Annotated in this window: 16 protein-coding genes and 2 pseudogenes; 13 read left to right on the top strand and 5 right to left on the bottom strand. The window is 59.0% G+C overall.

The window, feature by feature from the left end; genetic code table 11:
- Both Q0L48_RS16360 and Q0L48_RS16365 read left to right on the top strand, forming a co-directional pair.
- Positions 1–843, top strand: an 843-nt coding sequence (locus Q0L48_RS16360; protein ID WP_296722734.1) for a sensor histidine kinase, incomplete at its 5' end; no start/stop codon positions are given.
- The gene (locus Q0L48_RS16365) at positions 840–1562 is read left to right on the top strand and encodes a LytTR family DNA-binding domain-containing protein (protein ID WP_296722735.1); all 723 of its coding nucleotides are present in this window, start codon (positions 840–842) and stop codon (positions 1560–1562) included. The genes Q0L48_RS16360 and Q0L48_RS16365, both read left to right, overlap by 4 nt.
- A gap of 18 nt (positions 1563–1580) precedes the next feature.
- On the opposite strand, the gene Q0L48_RS16370 is transcribed toward Q0L48_RS16365, so the two are convergent.
- Entirely contained in the window at positions 1581–2681 is a 1101-nt protein-coding gene (locus tag Q0L48_RS16370; RefSeq protein WP_296722737.1) for a serine hydrolase, read from the bottom strand.
- Positions 2682–3135: 454 nt separating this feature from the next.
- Here Q0L48_RS16370 and Q0L48_RS16375 point away from each other — a divergent pair, with 454 nt between their 5' ends.
- From Q0L48_RS16375 to Q0L48_RS16405, 7 genes are all read left to right on the top strand, one after another.
- On the top strand, positions 3136–4203 hold the full coding sequence (locus tag Q0L48_RS16375) for a LacI family DNA-binding transcriptional regulator (RefSeq protein WP_296722738.1): 1068 nt from the start codon (positions 3136–3138) through the stop codon (positions 4201–4203).
- A gap of 132 nt (positions 4204–4335) precedes the next feature.
- On the top strand, positions 4336–5373 hold the full coding sequence (bla, locus tag Q0L48_RS16380; RefSeq protein WP_296722740.1) for a class A beta-lactamase: 1038 nt from the start codon (positions 4336–4338) through the stop codon (positions 5371–5373).
- A 64-nt stretch (positions 5374–5437) separates the two neighbouring features.
- Positions 5438–6634: an erythromycin esterase family protein gene (locus Q0L48_RS16385; RefSeq protein ID WP_296722742.1), complete on the top strand. Its 1197-nt coding sequence runs from the start codon at positions 5438–5440 to the stop codon at positions 6632–6634.
- Positions 6635–6979: 345 nt separating this feature from the next.
- The gene (locus Q0L48_RS16390; protein ID WP_296722743.1) at positions 6980–8860 is read left to right on the top strand and encodes a M13 family metallopeptidase; all 1881 of its coding nucleotides are present in this window, start codon (positions 6980–6982) and stop codon (positions 8858–8860) included.
- A 159-nt stretch (positions 8861–9019) separates the two neighbouring features.
- Positions 9020–10510, top strand: coding sequence for an amidohydrolase family protein (locus Q0L48_RS16395; RefSeq protein ID WP_296722745.1), 1491 nt, complete (start codon positions 9020–9022; stop codon positions 10508–10510).
- Between the two features lie 222 nt (positions 10511–10732).
- Entirely contained in the window at positions 10733–11710 is a 978-nt protein-coding gene (locus Q0L48_RS16400) for a serine hydrolase (protein WP_296722747.1), read from the top strand.
- 141 nt (positions 11711–11851) lie between these two features.
- Positions 11852–12424 carry a hypothetical protein gene (locus Q0L48_RS16405; protein WP_296722750.1) on the top strand — a complete coding sequence of 191 codons (573 nt, stop codon included), beginning with the start codon at positions 11852–11854 and terminating at the stop codon, positions 12422–12424.
- A 220-nt stretch (positions 12425–12644) separates the two neighbouring features.
- Here Q0L48_RS16405 and Q0L48_RS16410 read toward each other — a convergent pair whose 3' ends face one another.
- Together Q0L48_RS16410 and Q0L48_RS16415 are read right to left on the bottom strand one after the other, a co-directional pair.
- Positions 12645–13508, bottom strand: a complete 864-nt coding sequence (locus Q0L48_RS16410) for an alpha/beta fold hydrolase (protein ID WP_296722752.1) — start codon at positions 13506–13508, stop codon at positions 12645–12647.
- Between the two features lie 18 nt (positions 13509–13526).
- A pseudogene (locus tag Q0L48_RS16415) lies at positions 13527–13781 on the bottom strand (IS481 family transposase); the annotation flags it as partial.
- Positions 13782–14672: 891 nt separating this feature from the next.
- Between Q0L48_RS16415 and Q0L48_RS16420 the strand changes: the two are divergent.
- Positions 14673–15761, top strand: coding sequence for a serine hydrolase (locus Q0L48_RS16420; RefSeq protein ID WP_296722753.1), 1089 nt, complete (start codon positions 14673–14675; stop codon positions 15759–15761).
- Positions 15762–16076: 315 nt separating this feature from the next.
- A complete protein-coding gene (locus tag Q0L48_RS16425; RefSeq protein WP_296722755.1) occupies positions 16077–17183 on the top strand; it encodes a serine hydrolase in 1107 nt (368 codons plus the stop codon).
- Between the two features lie 177 nt (positions 17184–17360).
- Here Q0L48_RS16425 and Q0L48_RS16430 read toward each other — a convergent pair.
- Together Q0L48_RS16430 and Q0L48_RS16435 are read right to left on the bottom strand one after the other, a co-directional pair.
- Positions 17361–17637 (bottom strand): annotated as a pseudogene (locus Q0L48_RS16430) (IS3 family transposase); the annotation flags it as partial.
- 44 nt (positions 17638–17681) lie between these two features.
- Entirely contained in the window at positions 17682–18386 is a 705-nt protein-coding gene (locus Q0L48_RS16435) for a winged helix-turn-helix domain-containing protein (RefSeq protein ID WP_296722756.1), read from the bottom strand.
- A gap of 120 nt (positions 18387–18506) precedes the next feature.
- On the opposite strand from Q0L48_RS16435, the gene Q0L48_RS16440 reads away from it, so the two are divergent.
- On the top strand, positions 18507–18992 hold the full coding sequence (locus tag Q0L48_RS16440) for a hypothetical protein (protein WP_296722758.1): 486 nt from the start codon (positions 18507–18509) through the stop codon (positions 18990–18992).
- Between the two features lie 89 nt (positions 18993–19081).
- The gene (locus Q0L48_RS16445) at positions 19082–19942 is read left to right on the top strand and encodes a hypothetical protein (RefSeq protein WP_296722759.1); all 861 of its coding nucleotides are present in this window, start codon (positions 19082–19084) and stop codon (positions 19940–19942) included.
- The last annotated feature ends 191 nt before the right edge of the window (positions 19943–20133 follow it).

Raw genomic sequence — 20133 nt, forward strand, 5'->3', positions numbered from 1 at the left:
TATGCATGGGTCAACTGGCTGGTGTTCTACGCATTCCAGCCAACGGCGGCTTCGCGCAGCTACATCGAACGCTGGGGCGCCGAACAGGTGATGCTCTATTCCACGATCGATGCAGCTTTCACCTGGTACTTCTTCTTCGCCGGCTGGACGCTCAGTTATGCGGCACTGCTTGCCATAGCGCGTACCAGGGCGGCTCATCATGCCGCAGCGAGGGCGGCACAAGCATCCCACGAGGCAGAGATGAGGGCACTGCGCTATCAGCTCAACCCTCACTTTCTCTTCAATACGCTGAACCTGCTCGCGGCGCTGATCATGGACGATCGGAAGGACGAAGCCGATCAGACAATCGTCGACCTCGCGGACATGTTGCGCATGATGCTCGATGAGCGACACTCGGACAGTGTCGCACTCAGCCAGGAACTGGAGTGGCAAAAAATCTATCTCGGCCTCGAAGCACGGCGTTTCGAAGGTCGCCTGAATGTCGAATATCGCTGCGATGATGCAGTCAGGAACGAACTCGTCCCGCTCCTGATCACGCAGCCACTTGCGGAGAATTCGATCAAGCACGGTCTTCTCACAAGTGGCGCCATGACCGTCTCGATCAAGGCAGAGCGGCAAGGTTCCGAGGTGGTGATAAGTTTTGCGAATGATATGGATGAGTCGGGCAATGCGAAATCAACTTCAGGTTACGGCATAGGACATGCCAACATAAAGGAGCGCCTGAACCTGTTCTATGGTCCGGCGGCGACTTTCGTGACGACGAAGGCACCCGGCAGGTTCGAAGCGATCATCCGATTTCCTGCAGCAAAGGTGAACTCCGCTTCCGGGATGGAGTTACGGTGACTGTGTTGCGTGCGGTGCTCGTCGATGATGAACCAGCAGCAATACGCCGACTGTCTGCCCTGCTCGAAGAGAGTTCGGCAGTCAGCGTGATCGGAACTGCCTCCTCTGGCGATGAAGCCCTCATGCTCATCGACGAGCTTGCACCGGATCTGATTTTTCTCGACATCCAGATGCCGGGCATGAACGGCCTTGACCTCGCCGAGGCAATATCCCGGCGCCACATGAAGCTTCGCGTGATCTTTGTCACGGCCTATGATCGCTTTGCGCTGCGCGCCTTCGATGTTCTGGCGGCCGGCTACCTTCTTAAACCGGTTGACCGCAGAAAGCTCGATCGTGCTCTCGGAAGTCTGACTTCACAAGTGTTGGCTAACCCGGCGACCAGCGCACCGTGTCTGTGGCTCGGATCCGGAGGGGAACTGCACCAGATCCCGGTTACGAACATCATACGCTTGCAGGCAGAGCGGGACTTCGTGCGGGTACACACGACAAAGGCCAGTCTGCTTGTATCGGGAACTCTCGAAGGCCTGACGAGGGAGGCAGGACAATTCGGAATGATGCGTGTGCACAAATCGCATGCCGTACCTCTCCAGGAGATCGAGCAGCTGAGACATATCGGGCATGGCGCCTGGTGCGCTGTTTTGAGAACCGGAGAGCGCGTCCCGATAGGTCGCTCCTACTTGCATGGCCTTAAACGATCATTGGAGAGAGCAACCAAATAATTCTTCGGATGTTCCTCTTTAATTTTCAGAGCGAATGAGTTCTGGAATCAAATATTTCTCAACTATGAATATACTATTTGCGAAAGCGTCGTCCTGATTGTAATTTTCTGCAGCGATGACAATCACAGTGTCAAGTGCAGGTAACAGCAGCACGATATTGCCGCCGTTACCGGACATGAATGCGCCGGCGATTTTCACGTCAGAACCTGAGCGGAAGTTGCGAGTCCACCAGAGGTAAGCGTAATCCATGTCTTCCGCCACGCCGTTGCGAGGTTTCATCATCTCCCGCAGCCAGTCGGTTTCCACCACCTGCTGTCCCGCGAATTCACCGCCAGCCATGATCATCTGGCCGATCCGCAGCAGATCCTCGGGCCGCATCTCAATCTGTCCCCCGCTCTGGATTTCACCAGCCGGTGAGACGCGCCATCGGACATCCGAAATCTGCATTGGTTCGAAGATTTCCGCCTGAACGAAAGCATCGAAACGTTCGCCTGTGGCTTTCTCAACGACTCTTCCCAGAAGGAATACACCTGCCGTACAATAGGAGAAGCGCCCCTGACCATCGGGTCTGCGTTGAAACATTGGATCGGTCGGCAGATCCAGAGCGAATGCTGTCCAGTTCCGACGATCATACATGCGCTCCTCGTTCCCGGGGCTTTTGCTGATCCAGTCATTACAATCGAGCGCTGAGGACATCGAAAGAAGGTCGCGCACGGTGATCTCGCGCTTGGCCCTGGAGTCGTTGGCCACTTTCCGGTCGCCGATCAGGTAGTCCCAGACTTGCAGATCCAGACTCGGCAAGGCCCCCTGTTCGAGCGCCTTACCGACCGCCAGCGCAGTTATTGATTTGCCCACGGATCGGACATCCACTCGCTCGGATGACGCGGCGCCGGAGAAATAATTGGTGTATAGCCTCGTATCGCTTTTCTGGACGATTACGGCCCTTATATCGCCATACGTCCCGCGGCCGATCGCTTGTTCCATAGCCTCGAACGACGTCAAGGCCGGCGGTGGCGGCGGCGGCGGTGAAAAAGCGTCATCGGGTCCGCATCCCGACAACCAGATTACTGCCGCTACAAGCGGCGATGCCCAAACCGGCTTTCGCGTCGTGCTATTCATGATTTGCTTTCCTGTTATCGCGACTCGGCGGACCGGTCTGCCCTGCGCTCTGATAGCGATCCGGTGACGGTAGCGAGGCGGACACGCAGCAAGGCCTTTCTCTCCAAAATCGATGTCTTGGACGGATCAGGGCCGAGAGTGGTGCCGGGCATGGGCAACCTGCCAGACAGGGGGCTCGCCACCCCGACTGCGGTATATCCAAGAAACTCAAATCCTCTCTCTTGGCATCCGGAATGAGAGGCACTCATTCTCAAATCAGCCTCATCGACAATCGTACAATGAATTTGTTCTCTATCAAGCCTGAACATTCGCTTCGTGATATTTTACAAAGGTGTGAATCCATGAGTATCATACTGTAAACAATCTGTGGTCTTCTCGCCTCTTGCTTTCGATAATGATGGATTTTCATTCTTAATGATTGGCAAATGCATATCAGGAATGAAGACTCGGCGGCATGAATTCGGACGATCTACTCCGCGGACGCCGCGTCACCTTTGCTGATATTGCCCGCGAAGCCGGAGTGTCAGTCGCGACAGTCAGCCGTGCCCTGAATGACAGCCCCTCGGTCAAGCGCCGCACCAAGCAGGCGATCTGGCAGATCGCCCGGGCGTACGACTACGAGTTCCGCGCCTCGATGCCTGCCGGGCCGAGCGGAGCGGATGCGACCATCGCGGTCGTCGTTCCCGCCCCGCAGGCACGCGACAGCCGGGTATCCGACCCTTTCTTCCTCGAACTGCTTGCCGGAATCGCCGAGGCCGCGCGCGAGCGCAATGCCGACCTCCTCATCAGCCACCTCTCACCGCGGGCGGCCGACGATCTCGACTACGCGATGTCGACCAGCCGTGCGAAGGGGGTGATCTTCATCGGCCAGTCCTCGTTGCACCACGCCTTTAACGCGCTCGCCGCGCGGGACAGCCGCTTCGTGGTGTGGGGCGCGGAGTTTCCCGATGCACAATATTGCGCCATCGGATCGGACAATGTGGCCGGCGGTCGGCGCGCGACGGCGCATCTCGCCCGGCTGGGCCGCAAGCGCATCCTGTTCCTCGGCGACACCGAGGCGCCCGAGGCAGAGCAGCGCAGCCGCGGCTACCGCCAAGCCTTGGCGCAGGCGGGGCTGCCGCTCGACGAGAGCCTGATCGTGCCGGCCCATTTCGAGGTCCATTCCGCCGAGGCCGCAACCCGCAGCGCGATTGCCCGCGGGCCTGCCTTCGACGCGGTCTTCGCCGCATCCGACTTGATCGCCATCGGCGCGATCCGCGCACTGACCCGTTCGGGACTCGACGTTCCCGGCGATGTCTCGGTGGTCGGCTACGACAACATCACCGCCGCCTGGCTCGTCAGCCCGCAGCTCACCACCATCGATCAGGATGCGAACCTTGCGGGCCAGGTGCTGGTCTCCAGGCTGATCGACCGGGGCGACGGGCCGGCGATTTCAGAGCGGCTTGAAACCAGCCTGATCGTCAGGGAAAGCTGCAGTCAATCACACCTGTGCTGTCGTGAGCTCGTGGCTGGCCTGTCATGACGAATGCGGGACCGTAAGCGGTCATCCTGATCTCCGCCGGATGACACATCGCCGCGCAGACAGGAATTCGAACTTATGCTTTGTTGCACCGAACTACAGGGCCGACTGAGAACGACAATCAGGAAGGCTTCCATGAGGCTGGAAAAGGGACAAACGGCAATGAAATCTGTGACCTTGTCGACCGCGATAGCGCCAATGTTCTTCATGGCGACGTTCTGCGCTACGCCAACGTTTGCTCATACGCAGGAAGACGCCAGTCTCAGGCACCGGCTGGAGTTGCTCGCACAAAAAGTCGACGGCAAGCTCGGCGTTTGCGCGCTTGAGAGCGGGCACAGGCTTGCCTGCGTCAATGGAGATATTCGATTTTCCCTCCAGAGCGTGATGAAGCTCGTTGTCGGTGCGGCTGTGATGGAAGCAGTTGATCAACGCGGCTGGCGGTTGACCGATAAGGTTGTCCTGCGCGAAGAGGATCTCAGTCTGCACGTACAGCCCCTCGCCCGGATTGTCAGAAAAGACGGCGAATTCCGGACGACGATAGGAGATCTCGTCGAGCGCGCGGTCACGCAAAGCGACAGCGCAGCTACAGACTACCTTTTCGCAAGGCTTGGCGGATCTGAGGCGATCCGCGACTTTCTCGTGCGAAGCGGTGTTGCCGAAGGCCTGCGCATCGACCGTGATGAACGGCACCTGCAAACGGAAATAAGCGGAGTAACCTGGCAGCCAGAGTTCGTTGATCCGCTTGAACTCCAGGCTGCTCGCGCGCGCCTGTCTCATGATGAACAGCGTTCTGCGTTTGCGGCCTATCTCAGGGACGAGAGAGACACGGCGACGCCGCTCGCAATGGCTACATTCCTTGACCGCCTGGCGCGCGGCGAAATCCTGTCGCCATCATCTACCGAGCATTTCCTTGAAGTGTTGAAGCGGACGAAGACGTTCCCGACCCGGCTTCGCGCCGGAGCGCCAGACGGTTGGGCCGTCGCTCACAAGACCGGAACAAGCCACGATTCCTTAGGGGTCAATGCGGTAACGAACGATGTTGGCATCCTCACAAGACCCAATGGCACGACAATTGCGATAGCTGCGTTTCTTGGTCACTCGCGCGCAACGGCTGCAGACCGCGATGCAGCGATTGCGGCGGCGGCTCGCGAAGTGGGCGAGGCCTGGAAATGATGAGCAGGGTTGTGCATTGAAATCTGCTCACCTTTGGCTCGAACAGGACAAGGCTTTGACAGTCATGAGAGTACTGCTTTGTCTGGTTGCACTCTTTTTCATTTTTGCACCTGCAAACGCGCGCAACTACGCTGCTCTCGATTGCCTCGACATCGAATGCAATCATTTCTCGGATCTCGAGGCACTCGGTGATCAGCTGTCCGGCAAGCGCATCGTGTTCCTCGGCGAGGCAACGCACGGTGACGGGACAACCCTGAAACTCAAGGCGCGAATCGTGAAGTACCTTCATGAGCGGCATGGCTATGATGTGCTCCTTTTTGAAAGCGGCGCAGCGGACATGTTCGCTGCAAACCATCGGATCGCAAACGGCGAGAACGTTGACCTCGCTTTACGGGATGCACTCTTCCCGATCTGGGCGGCGACCAACGAGATCGATGATCTCGGCACCGTCCTGGCCGCCACTCGGATGGATCTGGGCGGCTTCGACATGCAGCTAAGCGGCGCCCGGCCGCAGGTACTGATCATGAAAATCTTTCATCTCGCGGACGATCTGGACATCGATCCTGACCCATTCCGGCGGATCGCGAGCGGTGTTGCCCTCATTCGGCAAGAGGGTCGGCAAGGGCTTGTCGAACTCGACGCGCCACGCTTCGCAGCCGACGCAGCATCAGCGTGCCAGCTTCTCAGAACGAGTGATAAGAGCGATGCAGATGTCTGGTGCTATGTTTTTGAAAATCTTTCATACTCGGTGGATTACTTCAAGAAGATTATAGATGGCGGCCTTAGCGATACCGATTTTCTGAAGCGTGAAGAGCTCATGGCCAGTAATCTTCAATTTTTGACCGATCGGTACTATAAGGATCGCAAGGTCATCGTCTGGGGCGCCACGTCACACCTGATGGGAGATCGGCAATTACTCGATGAATTCGCAATCGATCATTTCGAATCGGCAGGCGAGCAGTACGTAAGATCTCGTGACAGCAAACATGACCTCTATCGCATTGCATTCAGCGCGTCCGGGGGTGTCTACGGGCGGATCTTTGCGGGAGAAGAGGTGCCACTTGCCGATGCGGAACCGGGAACAATCGAGTTTGAGGCAACTTCGAAGATGCAAGATGCGCCTGGCGCCATCGTATTTCTGACGCCCGGCGAACGAACGACATCAAGAGCTCTTGGCCATCGTCCGACCAGTGGAGACTGGGGTTCAGCTTTGGACGCGATCATCGTCATGAAGGAGATGTCACCGACCACAATGCGATGAGGCATTGTGCAATTTGCTCAGGCGTAGCACGCCCTACGACAAAGTTTGCTGCAGACGGCATGGGATAATGGATGAACGACCTGCTCGCTCGTTGCACGACTGGCTGCGGAATGCGATTGCGTATGTAGTCAAGCAACGTGAACGCCTCGTGGAAGGGTTTTCCTCTTCCGCCGCGTAATCCCCGCGAGTGTGCGCGGATGAGATTCCTGTACGGACTGCTGAGTGCGCCCCTCCTGATCATGAGCAGCGCGTCGGGCGCCTCGGCTCCCTCGAGCGATGGGAACTCTGCCGTTGAAGCGGCGATCCTGGATCGCTCTATCGACCCGGGAGCCAGTTTCTACCACTATGCCAAAAGGCCAGTGGCTCGACACGGCACAAGTTCCTGCTGACCGCGCTTTTCTCAGTGGTCCGAATGTCGAAGCTGTTGAGACGGGGAAAGTCCTTGAGCGGATAATACGCGATGCGATCGCGTCGGAATCCCCGCCGGGCACCCCGGCGTGGCGAGTCGCAACGCTTTATCAGGCTTACCTTCAGGGCGATGGCGCATCATTCTCGGGCCAGCAGCGCGTCAAGGATGGCCTCGCTGAAATCAGTTCCATTGCGACACGCGAGCAAGTCGCCCTATTCATGGCAGACCCGTTCTCCCACAGCATTGTCGGAGCCTATGTCTGGATCGATCCCGGTAATCCTTCGCGCCGTGAAATAACGATTGACCAGGAGTTCTTCCATCAGGGTGCCCTTGGTCTTCCGGATCGCGATGCTTACCTGGCTGATGACAAGGTTGGCATGCGCAGTGCCTATCGCGATTATGTCGCTGATACCTTCAAACGAATCGGCTATGACGGTTCCCAAGGTCGGGCCAATGCGATCGTGCGGTTTGAGACAGCATTGGCGGCGGCCATGTGGGATGAAGCCCGCCGGCGCGATCGGACGCTCAATTACACACCAATGACTTTCGAAGCCCTGCAAGCTTACGCTCCGGGTTTCGACTGGGTCACGTTCCTCGATGCGATGGGGGCAACCGACCCCCGGTCTGTTATTCTTCGTCAGAACAGCGGGGTCCAGGCCGCGGCGCGCCTGGTCGGGGAGACCCCGTTGGAGGTGTTGAAAGACTATCTGGCGTTCCACTGGGTGAACAATCACTGGACTTACCTGCAGCCGGATCTCCGCATTCCGGCAGAGCGCTTCTTCCTTGAGTGGGTTGCACGTGTGGGCGAACGCAGCCCCGCAGAAGCGAGAGCGCGCCGCACGATTACCCAGCATCTGGGCGGTGATCTGGCGCGCTTGTGGGTCGATGCGAACTTTCCGAGGCAAGATCGCGACAGGTCCGAAGCGCTTGGAAAAGCTCTGATCGCGGCGACTCGCTCATGGCTTGCCGATGCCGAATGGCTTGATGAACAAACCCGTGCGCTCTCACTGAAAAAGCTGGAGGGCTTCACCCTGAAGATTGGCGCTCCTGATCGTTATCCGTCTGTGCCCGAGGATGCAGTATCGGACGATCTCTATCAGTCGGTCCGCGCACTGATACTGGCCGCGCGCATGAATGAATTCCGCGGCGTCGGCACACCGCTGCCGCCGGAATACTGGTATGGCATACAACCTTACACGGTCGATGCTGCCAATTCTCCCGATCAGCGGGCGCTCACTGTTTCTGCCGCCGTCATCCGAAGGGCACTGGAGAGCAACGATCCCGCACAATGGTTCGCCGGCGGCTTCGTCGTGGGTCACGAAATTGGGCACAGCTTCGATGACCAGGGCGCGAAGTTCGATCCCGACGGTGTGCTTCGGCCCTGGTGGAGCACCGAAACGCGTGCACGCTACGACGCTGAGGTTGCAAAGTTGGCCGAGCAAATCGCAGTTTGGGAGCCGATCCCCGGCGCCGTGATGAAACCTGAGCAAGTGATGGGGGAAGCGATTGGCGATCTGATTGGTATGAAGCTGGCTGAGCAGGCCCTTGACGAATATCTCGCCGACCATCCCGAACAGCAGGGGACTGACAGCAACGGCTTCACGGTCAAGCAGCGGTTTTTTCTGGCTTACGCGCAAAGCTTTCGCACGGTCTGGAAGCCTGGTGCCCTGCGGGAATACATGGCAAGTTCCTATCATCCGCCCGGAGAGTTTCGCGTGAATGGCGTGGTCCGCAATATCGATGGCTGGTACGAAGCCTTCGATATTCGCCCTGAGCACCCGCTATATCTGGCAGCTGAAGATCGGGTGAGGCTCTGATCCATGCTCCTCATTGGCGAAATCACCATCCTGACAGGTCAGCCCCGGTTTCACGATGCTGCTGTTGGTGGCTGATGGGCGTCTGCCGGCAGAGCGCCCGGTGAATGAGCGTGAATCGTGAGGAGCAACAACGCAGCGGAGCTACAGAAGGACATGATCATGTGGCTTTCCGAAGGCGATCAGGCTCGCCTGCTCACCGATCCAGAGTTTCAGTTTCCGATCCCGACCCGTGTCATCTCCAATGGGGAGTATACGCCTCCGCCCCAGACTGACGTGCAGCGCGAACTCGAAGCGCGTCTGTCCGCGGACGCGGACGCATATTCGAGGTTGGCGGGGCTGGATCGCCGGAGGTTCCTTCGCAGCTCTCTTGGGCTTTCGGCTGCGTTTCTCTCGCTGAACAGCGTGTTCGGTAATTTGTTCAACGTCGCGAAGGCTGAGGCAATCGATCCCGCAGCAGCACGCGAGCGGTCAGACCGGCTGGCGAACCAGTTTGTGTTCGATGGTCATCTTCACTTCGTGCACGACGATTATCCTGACCCGCGGGTCACCGGCCTTCGCTTTGCCGCCCGGCAGATGGGCGCTGGCGGACTTCCCGACCGGAGACCCACGCTGGATGATCTCAAGTTCGAGAATTTCGCCAAGGAAGTGTACCTTGATTCCGACACTGCCGTCGGAATTGTTTCGTCTGCCACCTCCGATAAGCCGGAATTGATGTTCCTTACAAACAGGCAGATCGCCGAGAGCGTTCGGCGTTTCAATGAGCTTGCTGGTTCCGAGCGCCTGTTTGGTCATGCTGTTTTCCGCCCGGGTCAGCCAGGGTGGCTGGAGGAGATTGAGGAAGCCATTTCCGAGCACAAGCCAATCAGCTGGAAGGGATATACAATCGGAGATCCGCTGGGCCCGTCACGTTTCGCATGGCGGATGGATGACGAGGAGCTCGTCTATCCGGCGTACGAGAAGATGCAGAAGGCGGGCATCAACACGATCTGCGTCCACAAGGGGCTGTTGCCGCAGCGCTACGAAGAGCAGTTGCCGACATGGCAGCATGCGAATGTTGACGACGTGGGCAAGGCAGCGCGCGACTGGCCAGGTCTCAACTTTGTCATATACCACGCGGCGCTGAGACCCGCGGTCATGTTTGACCCTGCCTTCATCGAAGTATTCGAGCGGACCGGCCGGATGGACTGGGTAACCGACCTTGCGGAAATCCCTCAGAAATGGGGGGTAAGCAACGTCTGGGCTGATGTCGGAACGTCGTTCGGCTCTGCAGCGATCAGTCATCCGCGTCTTGCTGCGGGAATGATGGCGACGCTGGTGAAGGGACTCGGACCGGATCGCGTCTTGTGGGGCACCGATGCGGTCTGGTACGGTTCGCCGCAGTGGCAAATCGAAGCCTTTCGTCGGATTGAAACGCCGGAGGACCTGCGTCGGAAATTTGGCTGGCCGGAGCTTGGTGCGGCAGACGGTCCGCTCAAGAATGCGATCCTCGGCGGCAATTCGGCCATGCTTTACAAAATGACCGGTACGAAAACCGAGCCGGCCTCTGTCCGCCGCGATCGGCTTGCCCATTACAAGCGGCTCTACCAGTCCAGCGGCGAAGACCGCTCGAACGCCTTCTATGGCTTCATTCATTCCAGTCAACGACGGTAGACAGCGAATTGGGAGAGGGTCGATCTTGTTTGGTTCATCCATTTTGTCAGCACCCGGGAAGCTCGCCCGGGGATCGCGCTGGCACGCAAGTCCAGCAACTTCGCCCGTGACCTTATGGCGAATGTCATTGCCCGGACTTCCGGCAAGCCGCTCCGAAATGTCGTACGGCCTCGACGTTTCCGGTGTATTGCCAAGGCAGTACACTTGTGCCAATCTCCTGCCATGCTGAAACTGCTTCCGGATGTTGCCCGCGCCGCAATTGCGGCGGCTGTTCTGTTTTCCCAGGGAGGCTGCGCCGCTGCCGACCCGAACTTCGCCTATGCAGAATTTTCAGAGGGGCGCCTTGCGAGTTCGGGCAATGCGAACACAGGTTTGCGCTATCAGGCAGGATCGATTGCGAAGCTTATGTGCACGATCGCAGTCCTGAGGCTATCCGATGCAGGGCAAGTCAATATCGATGCACCGGTCTCGACACTGTTACCGGAGCTGGCGGGCGCCCCTTCCGGACAGCCAACCCTGCGTCAGATCATGGCGAATCGCAGCGGGCTTATGGATGGTCTTTCCCCCGCGATTGAAACGGATTTCGCTGCCGCGACGGCAATCGCGGACACTTCCGAGGCTATCTCGCGCTTCGTTCCTGATCGGCTTGCTTTCTCCCCCGATGAGAGCTTTTCCTACGATCTCGTCAACTGGATACTGGTGCAACGCGCCATTGAAAAAGCGACCGGAGAACCTCTGTCGGTAGCCTTGGAGAAGCTGGTCCTTGTCCCCGCCGGGATGCAAAGCAGCGAAGTCTTCAAAGGGCAACCGAAGGAGGATGTGGCGCAGCCCTCTGAGCCGGTCATGCCGGTTCCTGCATTTCTGCGATGCGCCGGAGGACTGATATCGACGCCTTCGGACCTGATCAGGCTTTCGCGCTTCGCTTACCAGGGATCGCTGTCGGCACCGTCGATCGCAGCCTTGGAAACTGTGCTCACCCCCGACGAGAATTATGCACTTGGAGGAAGGATCGAAATACACGAAGGGCGCCCCCTTGCGTGGCACACCGGAAGCAACGGCGCCTATAAATCACTGGTGGTGTACGATTCCGTCTCGGATCGGGGCTTCTCGGCCATGACTGCACAAGGCGACTGGTCGGTGATCGAGGCCGCGCGCGAGCGGTGGCTCGCGCGAAGCCATGATATGAAGAGCACCCCGTGATCTTCATCCGGTCATTTTTCGCCACGCTGACGCCCGAAGATGCCTGTCGCAGACGCACCTTGCCTCAGTTCCGGGTATCCTTTGCGAAGTAATTACTCACCCTGATCCTGCCAACGATAATCACGACAGGAGAAGAGCATCGTGAAGTACTGTGCAGCCCTGATCATTAGTGCCTTCATCAGTGCTTTGCAAAGTTCTGTTTGCGCTGCCGCACAAACTCCCAATGTGTCAATTGATGTTGGCCGGGAAGCGGCAAAGGATCTCGACGGAGCCGTTGCGTTCGAGAAGCTCAAAAGTCTGGTCGGTGACTGGCAGGGGCAATGGGCGAACGGGCCAATCCATCGTGTTAACTATCGGCTGACCGCCGGCGGGAGCGTGCTGGTTGAAACCCGGCAATTAAGCCCGACCCGGGAGTCCATGACTATCTACTATCTTGATGACAACCGTCTGCTCGCCACCCATTATTGCCCACAAGGCAATCAGCCGAGACTGCAGCTTGACAGCATAGATGCCAAGGGCCGCATGAACTTCGTGTTTCTGGATGGCACTAATCTCCGCGTTGAAGGAAGGTCGCATCAGCATAGTTTCCCTATGCGAATTATCGACACTGCAGACTTTGAGCGCGCCGAATTCTATGTTGACAATCTCGCCACCACGCTTCCCGAGAATGTCCCTGACCTGGTGAAGTATGAGCGAGTAGCGGCTGACCGCTGAGCACAGCATACCGGTAAGCCGCCGATAAAATCCAAGCTCCCGCGTCGCGACCAAAATCCGATTGATTGATCATTTATCACGGCGTGCGTGACCAGTGGTAATAGTGCCTTTCTAAAGAGCTGGTCCAGCAAGCCGGGTTTCTTCAGAAAGGATCGCCCTTTTGATAAAAACCGATGAGAATTACTTTATACCAGCATTTAAATTCGACGTGTGGTCACCTTTACACATGAACAGCTAGCTTATAGGATTTTCTGCAAGAAGCTGCCAGTTGTCTTTTCTGCCGTGCTATCGTGGCGATGCGTTGATAACCCATCTGATCGCGGCCAAAACCACATCTGGCCGATCTCTCATGACCTGATGCCCACTCTTTGGTCGCTATCATCTCGCTGCGCCATTGCGAACCCTGCACGAAGCGAGAGACTGCCGCCTTGCTGTGAGCGATGTCCTGCGGTCGCGACCAGTTGCCTTGCTCAGCGCTGACCACGATCGTTGGCAAGTCCCGTGCGCAGGAGAGTTTTCCAAGAGTCGATGCGGTCTCGGGGAACGCTTCAATGATGGGAATCACGGCGGCGGCGAGTTCCGGAGCCTGTGCACGTAACTTGTCGAAACGAGGGGCGAATTCCTCGATCTGACCTTGAGCAACATCAGCCGTCAATGTTCCAGGAATGAGAGCATCGACGAACACAGCACCAACGACATCGGGCCGAGAGGCTGCCACAAGCTGGGCCACGGCTTCGCCGTAGGAGTGCGCAACCAGCACGATTGGCCCCTTGATTCCATGGGACACCAGAGTTGCGTCAAGCGCAGCAGCTTCGTTCTTCAGGCGATAGGGCGTCGGAAACAACGCGCTCTCGCCATGGCCTGCGCGGTCGTAAACCATGGTCCGCACACCCATTTCTGCAACTTGCGGAGCGATGCTTTGCCAGTCACCAGAAGTTGCATTTCCGTTTCCGTGAATGAACACGACCGTAGGATTACCTGTTCCCTCAACAACCGCCGAAAGCACCGGGGCAGCCGGTTCAGGTGGCGTTGATACGCACGCCGAGAGGAGTAGACCGATCGACGTCGCAATGGCAGTGAGCAAATATCGCATCCTACGAGCCTAGATGTTTGGTTCCGGTGTTTGATGGTGCGGGTATGAAGTGAACCCCTTCCGCTCTTTTGTCCAGCATTTGCAGATACATTCGCAGGGCGTCAGACCCTTGAGTGTCTTCAGTCATTCGGCGAAGTTGCAGGCTGCCACGAAGTTGGCGAGGTGCTCGCGCAACTGGTCGTGGGTCTCGTAGTAGAAGCGCCTGACGGTGGCTTCCTTGATCGTCCGGTTCATCCGTTCGACCTAGCCGGTGGTCGAGGGGTGCCAGGGCTTCGGATTGAGACGCCGGAGGACCTGGGTCAGAGATTTGGTTGGCCGGAGCTTGGCGCGGCAGATGGTCCGCTCAAGAATGCGATTCTCGGCGGCAATTCGGCCATGCTTTACAAAATGACTGGTGCGAAAACCGGGTCGGCCTCTGTCTGCGGCGATCGGCTCGCCGATTACAAGCGGCTCTACCAGTCCGGCGGCGAAGACCGCTCGAACGCCTTATACGGCTTCATTCATTCCAGTGAACGCCAATAGACAGCGAATTGAGAGAGGGGCGGTGAAGTTTGGCTCGATGCTTCGGCTCGTTCGAGGCGGCGACCGGGTGAGCTTGTCGATACGAGCGATTCACATTTCGGCCTGCTTTGGCGACTGCCCTCGCGATCTCCCGAGACATTGTTCGGTCAGGAACTCGCTGAAGCGGTGCGGAGCCGCGCTGTGATCCGTCCGCTTCCGTGTGCCACCGGTCCGGAGAGCGGCGCGCTACGCCGCGAAAACGGCAATCTGCGACCGCTCGCTTCTGCCTTCGCCGATACTCAAGGTCCGCCCGTACTGATTGTGGGCCTGCCAGGCTGTTGCCTCGTCATCGAGGACCCCGTCGAACCGGGAACGCTCTGGTCTCTCCGACCAGATCGCGCCTCTCGTTGCAGCGGCGTCGCTGGCGCGTTGCCGGGGTCTTTACTGGACGAACCAGCCAAGGATGCGGTTACATCCCGAATTCGGAGGCGGATGCAACTATGTGGGGGCTCGGGGTTCTACGAGATTGCGCCTGCTGCCCGGCCTTTCAGCAACTTTCAAAAAGCTTCAGGTGATAAACTTCACGGTCTCCCGCAATGCTCCGTTCGGTCACTAGTTGGAGATTCACTCATGAAGCGAAGCCTGCGCGCCGCGATGTTGACGGCGGCGATCGCCCTTGCGGTTCAGCCCTCCCATGCGGCGGCCAATGCGCCCGCGCCGCCGAGCGCGGCGGAAAAGGAAGCGGCGGTACGCGAAAAGGCGCCGCTGTGGCTGGCGCAGTTCGACGTGCCCAGTGTCGGCATCGCCTATATCGAGAATGGCGAAATCGCGTTCGTCCGGCATTTCGGCTATCAGAGCTGGGGCTTTCCGGCCAATGACCAGACGCTGTACAATGGCGCCTCGCTGACCAAACCCATCACCGCCGAGGTGATTATGCGACTGGTGCAAGCGGGCCGCATCTCGCTCGACATGACGCTGGCCGATTACCACATGGAAGAGGACGTCGCGGACGATCCCCGCGCGCGCCGCCTTACGCCGCGGCTGGTCATGCGCCACCGGACCGGCTTCACCAACTGGCGTTACCAGACCGAAGGTGTGCTCCGCTTCAGCCGCGATCCGGACACCGAGACTGAATACTCAGGCGAAGGCTATGAATGGATGCTCGCCTCGGCGCAGGCGGCGGCGGGCGAGGACTGGAACGCTCTGGCCCGGGCGCTCGTCTTCGAGCCCGTCGGTATGGAACTCACGGGCTATACGATGGCCAATAAGTGGATTGGCCATCTGGCCGTCCCGTACAAGGCTGGCGAGGCGGTTCATAACAGCATCCACCGCAAGCCGGTCGCCAGCGACGATCTGCGCACCACAGCGGGCGAGTATGCGCGCTTCATGCTCGATGTTTGGGAAGGGGATTCCGTGTCACCCGCGCTGCGCGCGGAACAACGAAGCATTCGCCATTACCACAGCTACAAACCGGCCTGCCAGGGCGAGCAGAAGGCCGATTTCTGCCCGGTTAACGAGGGATGGGGCTTGGGCTGGTTCGTCCATGACTGGGGCGACCGCGCGATCGTAGAACACAGCGGCGGCGACCACGGGGAAAAGACTTTCGCCTTCTATGATCCCGTCAGCAAGCGCGGCGCGGTGATCCTGACCAACGGTGCGAACGGCGATGAGGTGATGAACCGACTGGTCGGGTTGCTCGACGGCGACAAGCGGCTGGCAGACTTCATGATGTCGCCGTTCTAGCGCGCGGCCCCCGCTGGCGCTGCTGGCCTGCGGAGCCGGCGGTTCCCCCGAACCGGCCATGGCGCAGCCGCCGGTTTAGTGACTGGCGGCGACGGACCCTGCAATATTACCGGGGGCGACAAGCGAGGCCCGCAGCCTTGTACGCCTTGAGCACCGCGCCATCCGGCTCTTTCTCAAGGTGCCGGCGATGAACCCCCAACCGGGCGAGTTGTCGGGAACGAAGGGGGCCATAGGCGTTCGTGGGTTTGCCGTTGCGAAAATTCAATCGGTTGGTAGGCTTCGCGTCTGAGCAGTTGTTTGAGGAGACCAAAACACATGCGTATGGTTTTGCAGGCTGCACTCCTCGCTGGTCTCGGGCTGCCCTCAGCGTCTGCGACGGCTGGCCCGACGCTTGATAAAGCCGTTGCTGCCGCGGAAGCGATGGGCTTCTCTGGCGTGATAGCGGCCGGCGATCGGCATGAGGTGACGTATCAACGTGCGCTCGGCTTGGCAGACCGTGCGCTTGCTCGACCGCACCGCGTCGGGCAGGTTTGGCCCTGGGCGTCCGTCACCAAGCAAGTGACGGCAGCCCTGGTTATGAGAGAAGTTGACCGTGGCCGCCTGTCGCTGGAGGCATCGGTGAAAAGCCTTCTCCCTGAGTTCACCGGGCCGACCGGGGATCGTATAACCCTCCGGCACCTGCTTCAGCACACCTCTGGCCTCCCGAACCCGATCGAAACACCTTTGACGTCTGATGAGGTGCCCGGTTTCTATAGGGAGCGCGGGGCAGGAACGTCAGATGCGGCGCGTGCGCGCGGCTTCTGCTCGGGACAGCCAAAGGCGGAGCCCGGGACCGGCTTTTCTTACAACAACTGCGACACTCAGGTAGCAGGCGCCATTCTCGAGCGGCTGAACGGCGCTCGCTTTTTGGCCCTTGTCCGGAACGAGGTTGCGCGACCGCTCGGGCTGCGCTCGCTCGGTTTCGCCAAAGAAGATCAGCCTGCGGGCGGAACCGGGCTGATCGGCTACGAGGCTGGCAAGCCGGCCGTGCCGATCAACTTCGCTGCTTTGGGAGCCGCCGGTGCGCTGGTCGGCAGCGCGTCCGACCTTGTCCGGTTCAATCAGGCGTTGATGGGACACCGGATCGTCAGTCAGACGAGCACTGCCGAAATGTGGAAAGGCGAACCGAAGCTGGGCTATGTCGCACTGGGCGCGTGGAGCTTCAGAGCCAATCTTAAGGGCTGTAACGGGCAGGTGGCGCTTGTGGAGCGCCGCGGCCACTTCGGCGGTATTCAGGTCCGCAGCGTGATTGCGCCGGCACTGGGCCGGACTATCGTCGCATTCACGAACAATGGCGATCTTGAGTTTGGCGAAGTTTGGCAGGGGAAAGGGTTGACCTACGAACTTGCCAGCGCGGCATTCTGCGCCGGGCAGAGTGACTGATCATTCGCCATGGCCGGGGCGGAGATCAAGATTGTCAGAAGAAGGGCGGAGGTCCCGAACTGTTGCAGCCCCCGCCACAAGCTTTTCAGGTAACAGGGTGACGCGACCGTATCTGACATCGAAGGGCTTGCGCGTGCTCGATGCCTCCGTCCGGCATCTGAGTTTCACGAGAGCGGCCCGGCTCGCATCGAGTATGGTCGCCAGGATCCGGAAACCTGCGACCATCACGGGTTTGCTGTTCTACTAAGTCACAGGCCCGGACGTGCCCCGGACACGCGGGCCTCAGCCGAATGTACGATCCGTCCGACAGCCAGAGCCGACCGCGCGCGTCGGCTGCCGCTGTGATACCCGCGTTGCCAGATCCGCTCCACCCGCTTGCGCTTCACAGACCACCCCGCGTGCGTGGCAGCGCCGCATTCCGCCGATACCCGTAGCGGCCATATCGCCGCGCCAGCTCCTGTCACTGTCACTCGCCTCGCGGTGCCAGTGCACTATGAGCTAGTTACAATCCGCCGCTTTCGCAGGATCGTTGAGGTACTTGAGTAACTCTGGATCAACGTCGTTCGTAAACTGGGAGCGGTCGCGGCGCAGCTTGCAGATCACTTCAAGCGCCGATGGATTGCTGCGAATCGCAGACCACTCGGCAAGCCCTGCAACGAGAACGGGGCGCCCATCTACCAGCGCTGTCGCGGGTGAGGAAAGCGGGCGACTGACATTGTCCAATCGCAAGGCTCCGTTCTCCGGGTCGACAAGAATTTCAGGTCGGTTGCTCCAGACCAGTGCTGCAGCGAGGGCGAGGAGCACGAGCACCGCGAGGGTAAAGGCTGCCACCCATTTCCCGACGCTGCGATTGGATCTGTTTGCAGCGGGCAGATCGCCTTTCTCGATGTCCTGCACCGGTCGGGCGGCAAAAGCATAACCGCGCCCGCGCACCGTACGCACGAACTTGGGATCATCCGCATCATCGTCGAGCGCTCGGCGGATGATTGCGATTCGCTGCGCGACCGTTTCGTCAGATACCGTCGACTGTTTCCACACGGCCTCGGCGAGTTCCTGGTTGGCGACCGGCTCAGGTGCGCGACAAGCCAGATGCCATAGGAGATCAAAGCCCAGATCGCTCAGCTTCACGGCTTTGCCACACTTCGATACCCGCCGTTCAGTGGCGTCGAGCTCGATCTGATCGAAAACGAGGCGTTCCTTCATGTGACGCAGGATTGATAGCGTCGCGGAGACCCGTCAACGATTTTTAAGGCTCTTCAGGCGGTCGAACGGAAGTCGCATCACGAGCGTTATCCGAGCACCGATCCTCAGGCCCGATCCTCGATGGAGCATCGCAAGCCGCCGCCCCGGAACTCTGTATGTCTCGTCTCCTGCTCTCGCAACCCGCTCAATCCGGGAAAAGGGGAGACGATCCTCGCAGCGCAGAAGAACGAGGGAGCGTCGAGCACAAAATTACCTCATGGTTCGCCTCGTTCGATGTTGCGGAGCGAACAAGCTGAACCCGGGCGCACGATTTCGGAGACATTCGTCAGTACCGCTTCGAACCCGCGGAATGCCTCAGAACGTGGCCAAGCCCTAATCGTCGGCAACCAACAACTTGCGAGCGACACAAAGGTGGAATATCAGGATTCCCCGAAGAACCGGATGAAGTTTGAGCTGGCCACCGATGATTACGGGCACCGCGAAACATATATATATATGTGGTCTGCGATCACGGCGAAAAAGCTGTTGGCCTTTCGTAATTCACAGGCAAGCTGGTGCAAGGTCGCTTTGATGGAAGGAGCGAGAGGGCAGGACCTGTCGGATTGATTGTCAAGCTTACTCGACGGAGATTTTCTTTTCGATGAGGTCTTGCTTGCCTCTTTTTGAGAGAATATCGCTGAGCATGAGTTTTGTTTATGCGTAAACTCGTGTGCTTCAGTTTCCTTGCACTGGCAGGCTGTGGCGATGCGGATTTCGCTTCCGAAAAAGTGCCCGCAGGATCAGGCGCGCATACAACAGCCACACACGAGACTTTCGAAAGTCAATTGTCCGCGCCTGCGCCGGATTACGGGGCCATGTTGAGTGCGTCGGAACCAGTTCAGCCTGAGCTAAGCGTGAGAACGGCGAGCGAACCGCCCCCCGCCGATGCCAAAGAAGTCGGAGAGACCTGGCTCGCCCGCCTCCGCGCTAGGAATTTCGCCACTGCTTGGGAGCGGAACGGCGAAGGGCATGATGCGCCGATCGAGGCATTCAGTCTGCGCATTTCAGAACAAGCATTCGAGACTTGGATCACCGAGAACCGCTGGATCGCACCTGATCACATCAGCTTCCGTTTCACGGCCGAACTCGACATACCACGGGTCGGCAACGGTGCGAGAGACGCAATTCGGACCTGGCCAGCATCCAAGGAGCGTACCGGCGCGCAACAACAAGCTGCGCAAACTGCGCGGATATTCCTTCAGGATGGTTGCTTCCATGTCGAGCAGCGCGACGGCCCGCCACATCTCGCCTGGTTCCATGCCGAAACCGGTCTCGGGCGGGACAGCGAAGGCTATCTGATAATGGTGAATCGCCTGACCGGAGCCACGGTCGCGCGCGTGGGCGAAATCATGACATGGGCTGGCCCCAATCGTTACCGGAAAGACGACCCGCGATTCTCTGAATTACGCGAGGTCTGCGGTGACGCCCCAATCTTCGGCGTGGGCAATCCGCAATCGCATGTCCGTTTCGAGCTCATACGACAGATTATAAATGACGGCCGAAGTGTCCGGCGATAATCTTGTTGTAACGACCAAGCGCGAGAGGCGGTTCCGACGATGAAGGGGAGCGGCGGACAGCACGATCTCCGCCTCGATCCGCTTAGTTCAGGCCTTTGCGCGAGAACAGCTTAGTGAGCCCTTCCGTCGGCGCTCTGTAAGCGATGTGCCGGCCCCACCTTGCGCAGGTGATGTGAAGCGCCGAGTTTCCA

This window comes from Erythrobacter sp. (assembly GCF_024305245.1).
Taxonomy (GTDB): Bacteria; Pseudomonadota; Alphaproteobacteria; order Sphingomonadales; family Sphingomonadaceae; genus Erythrobacter.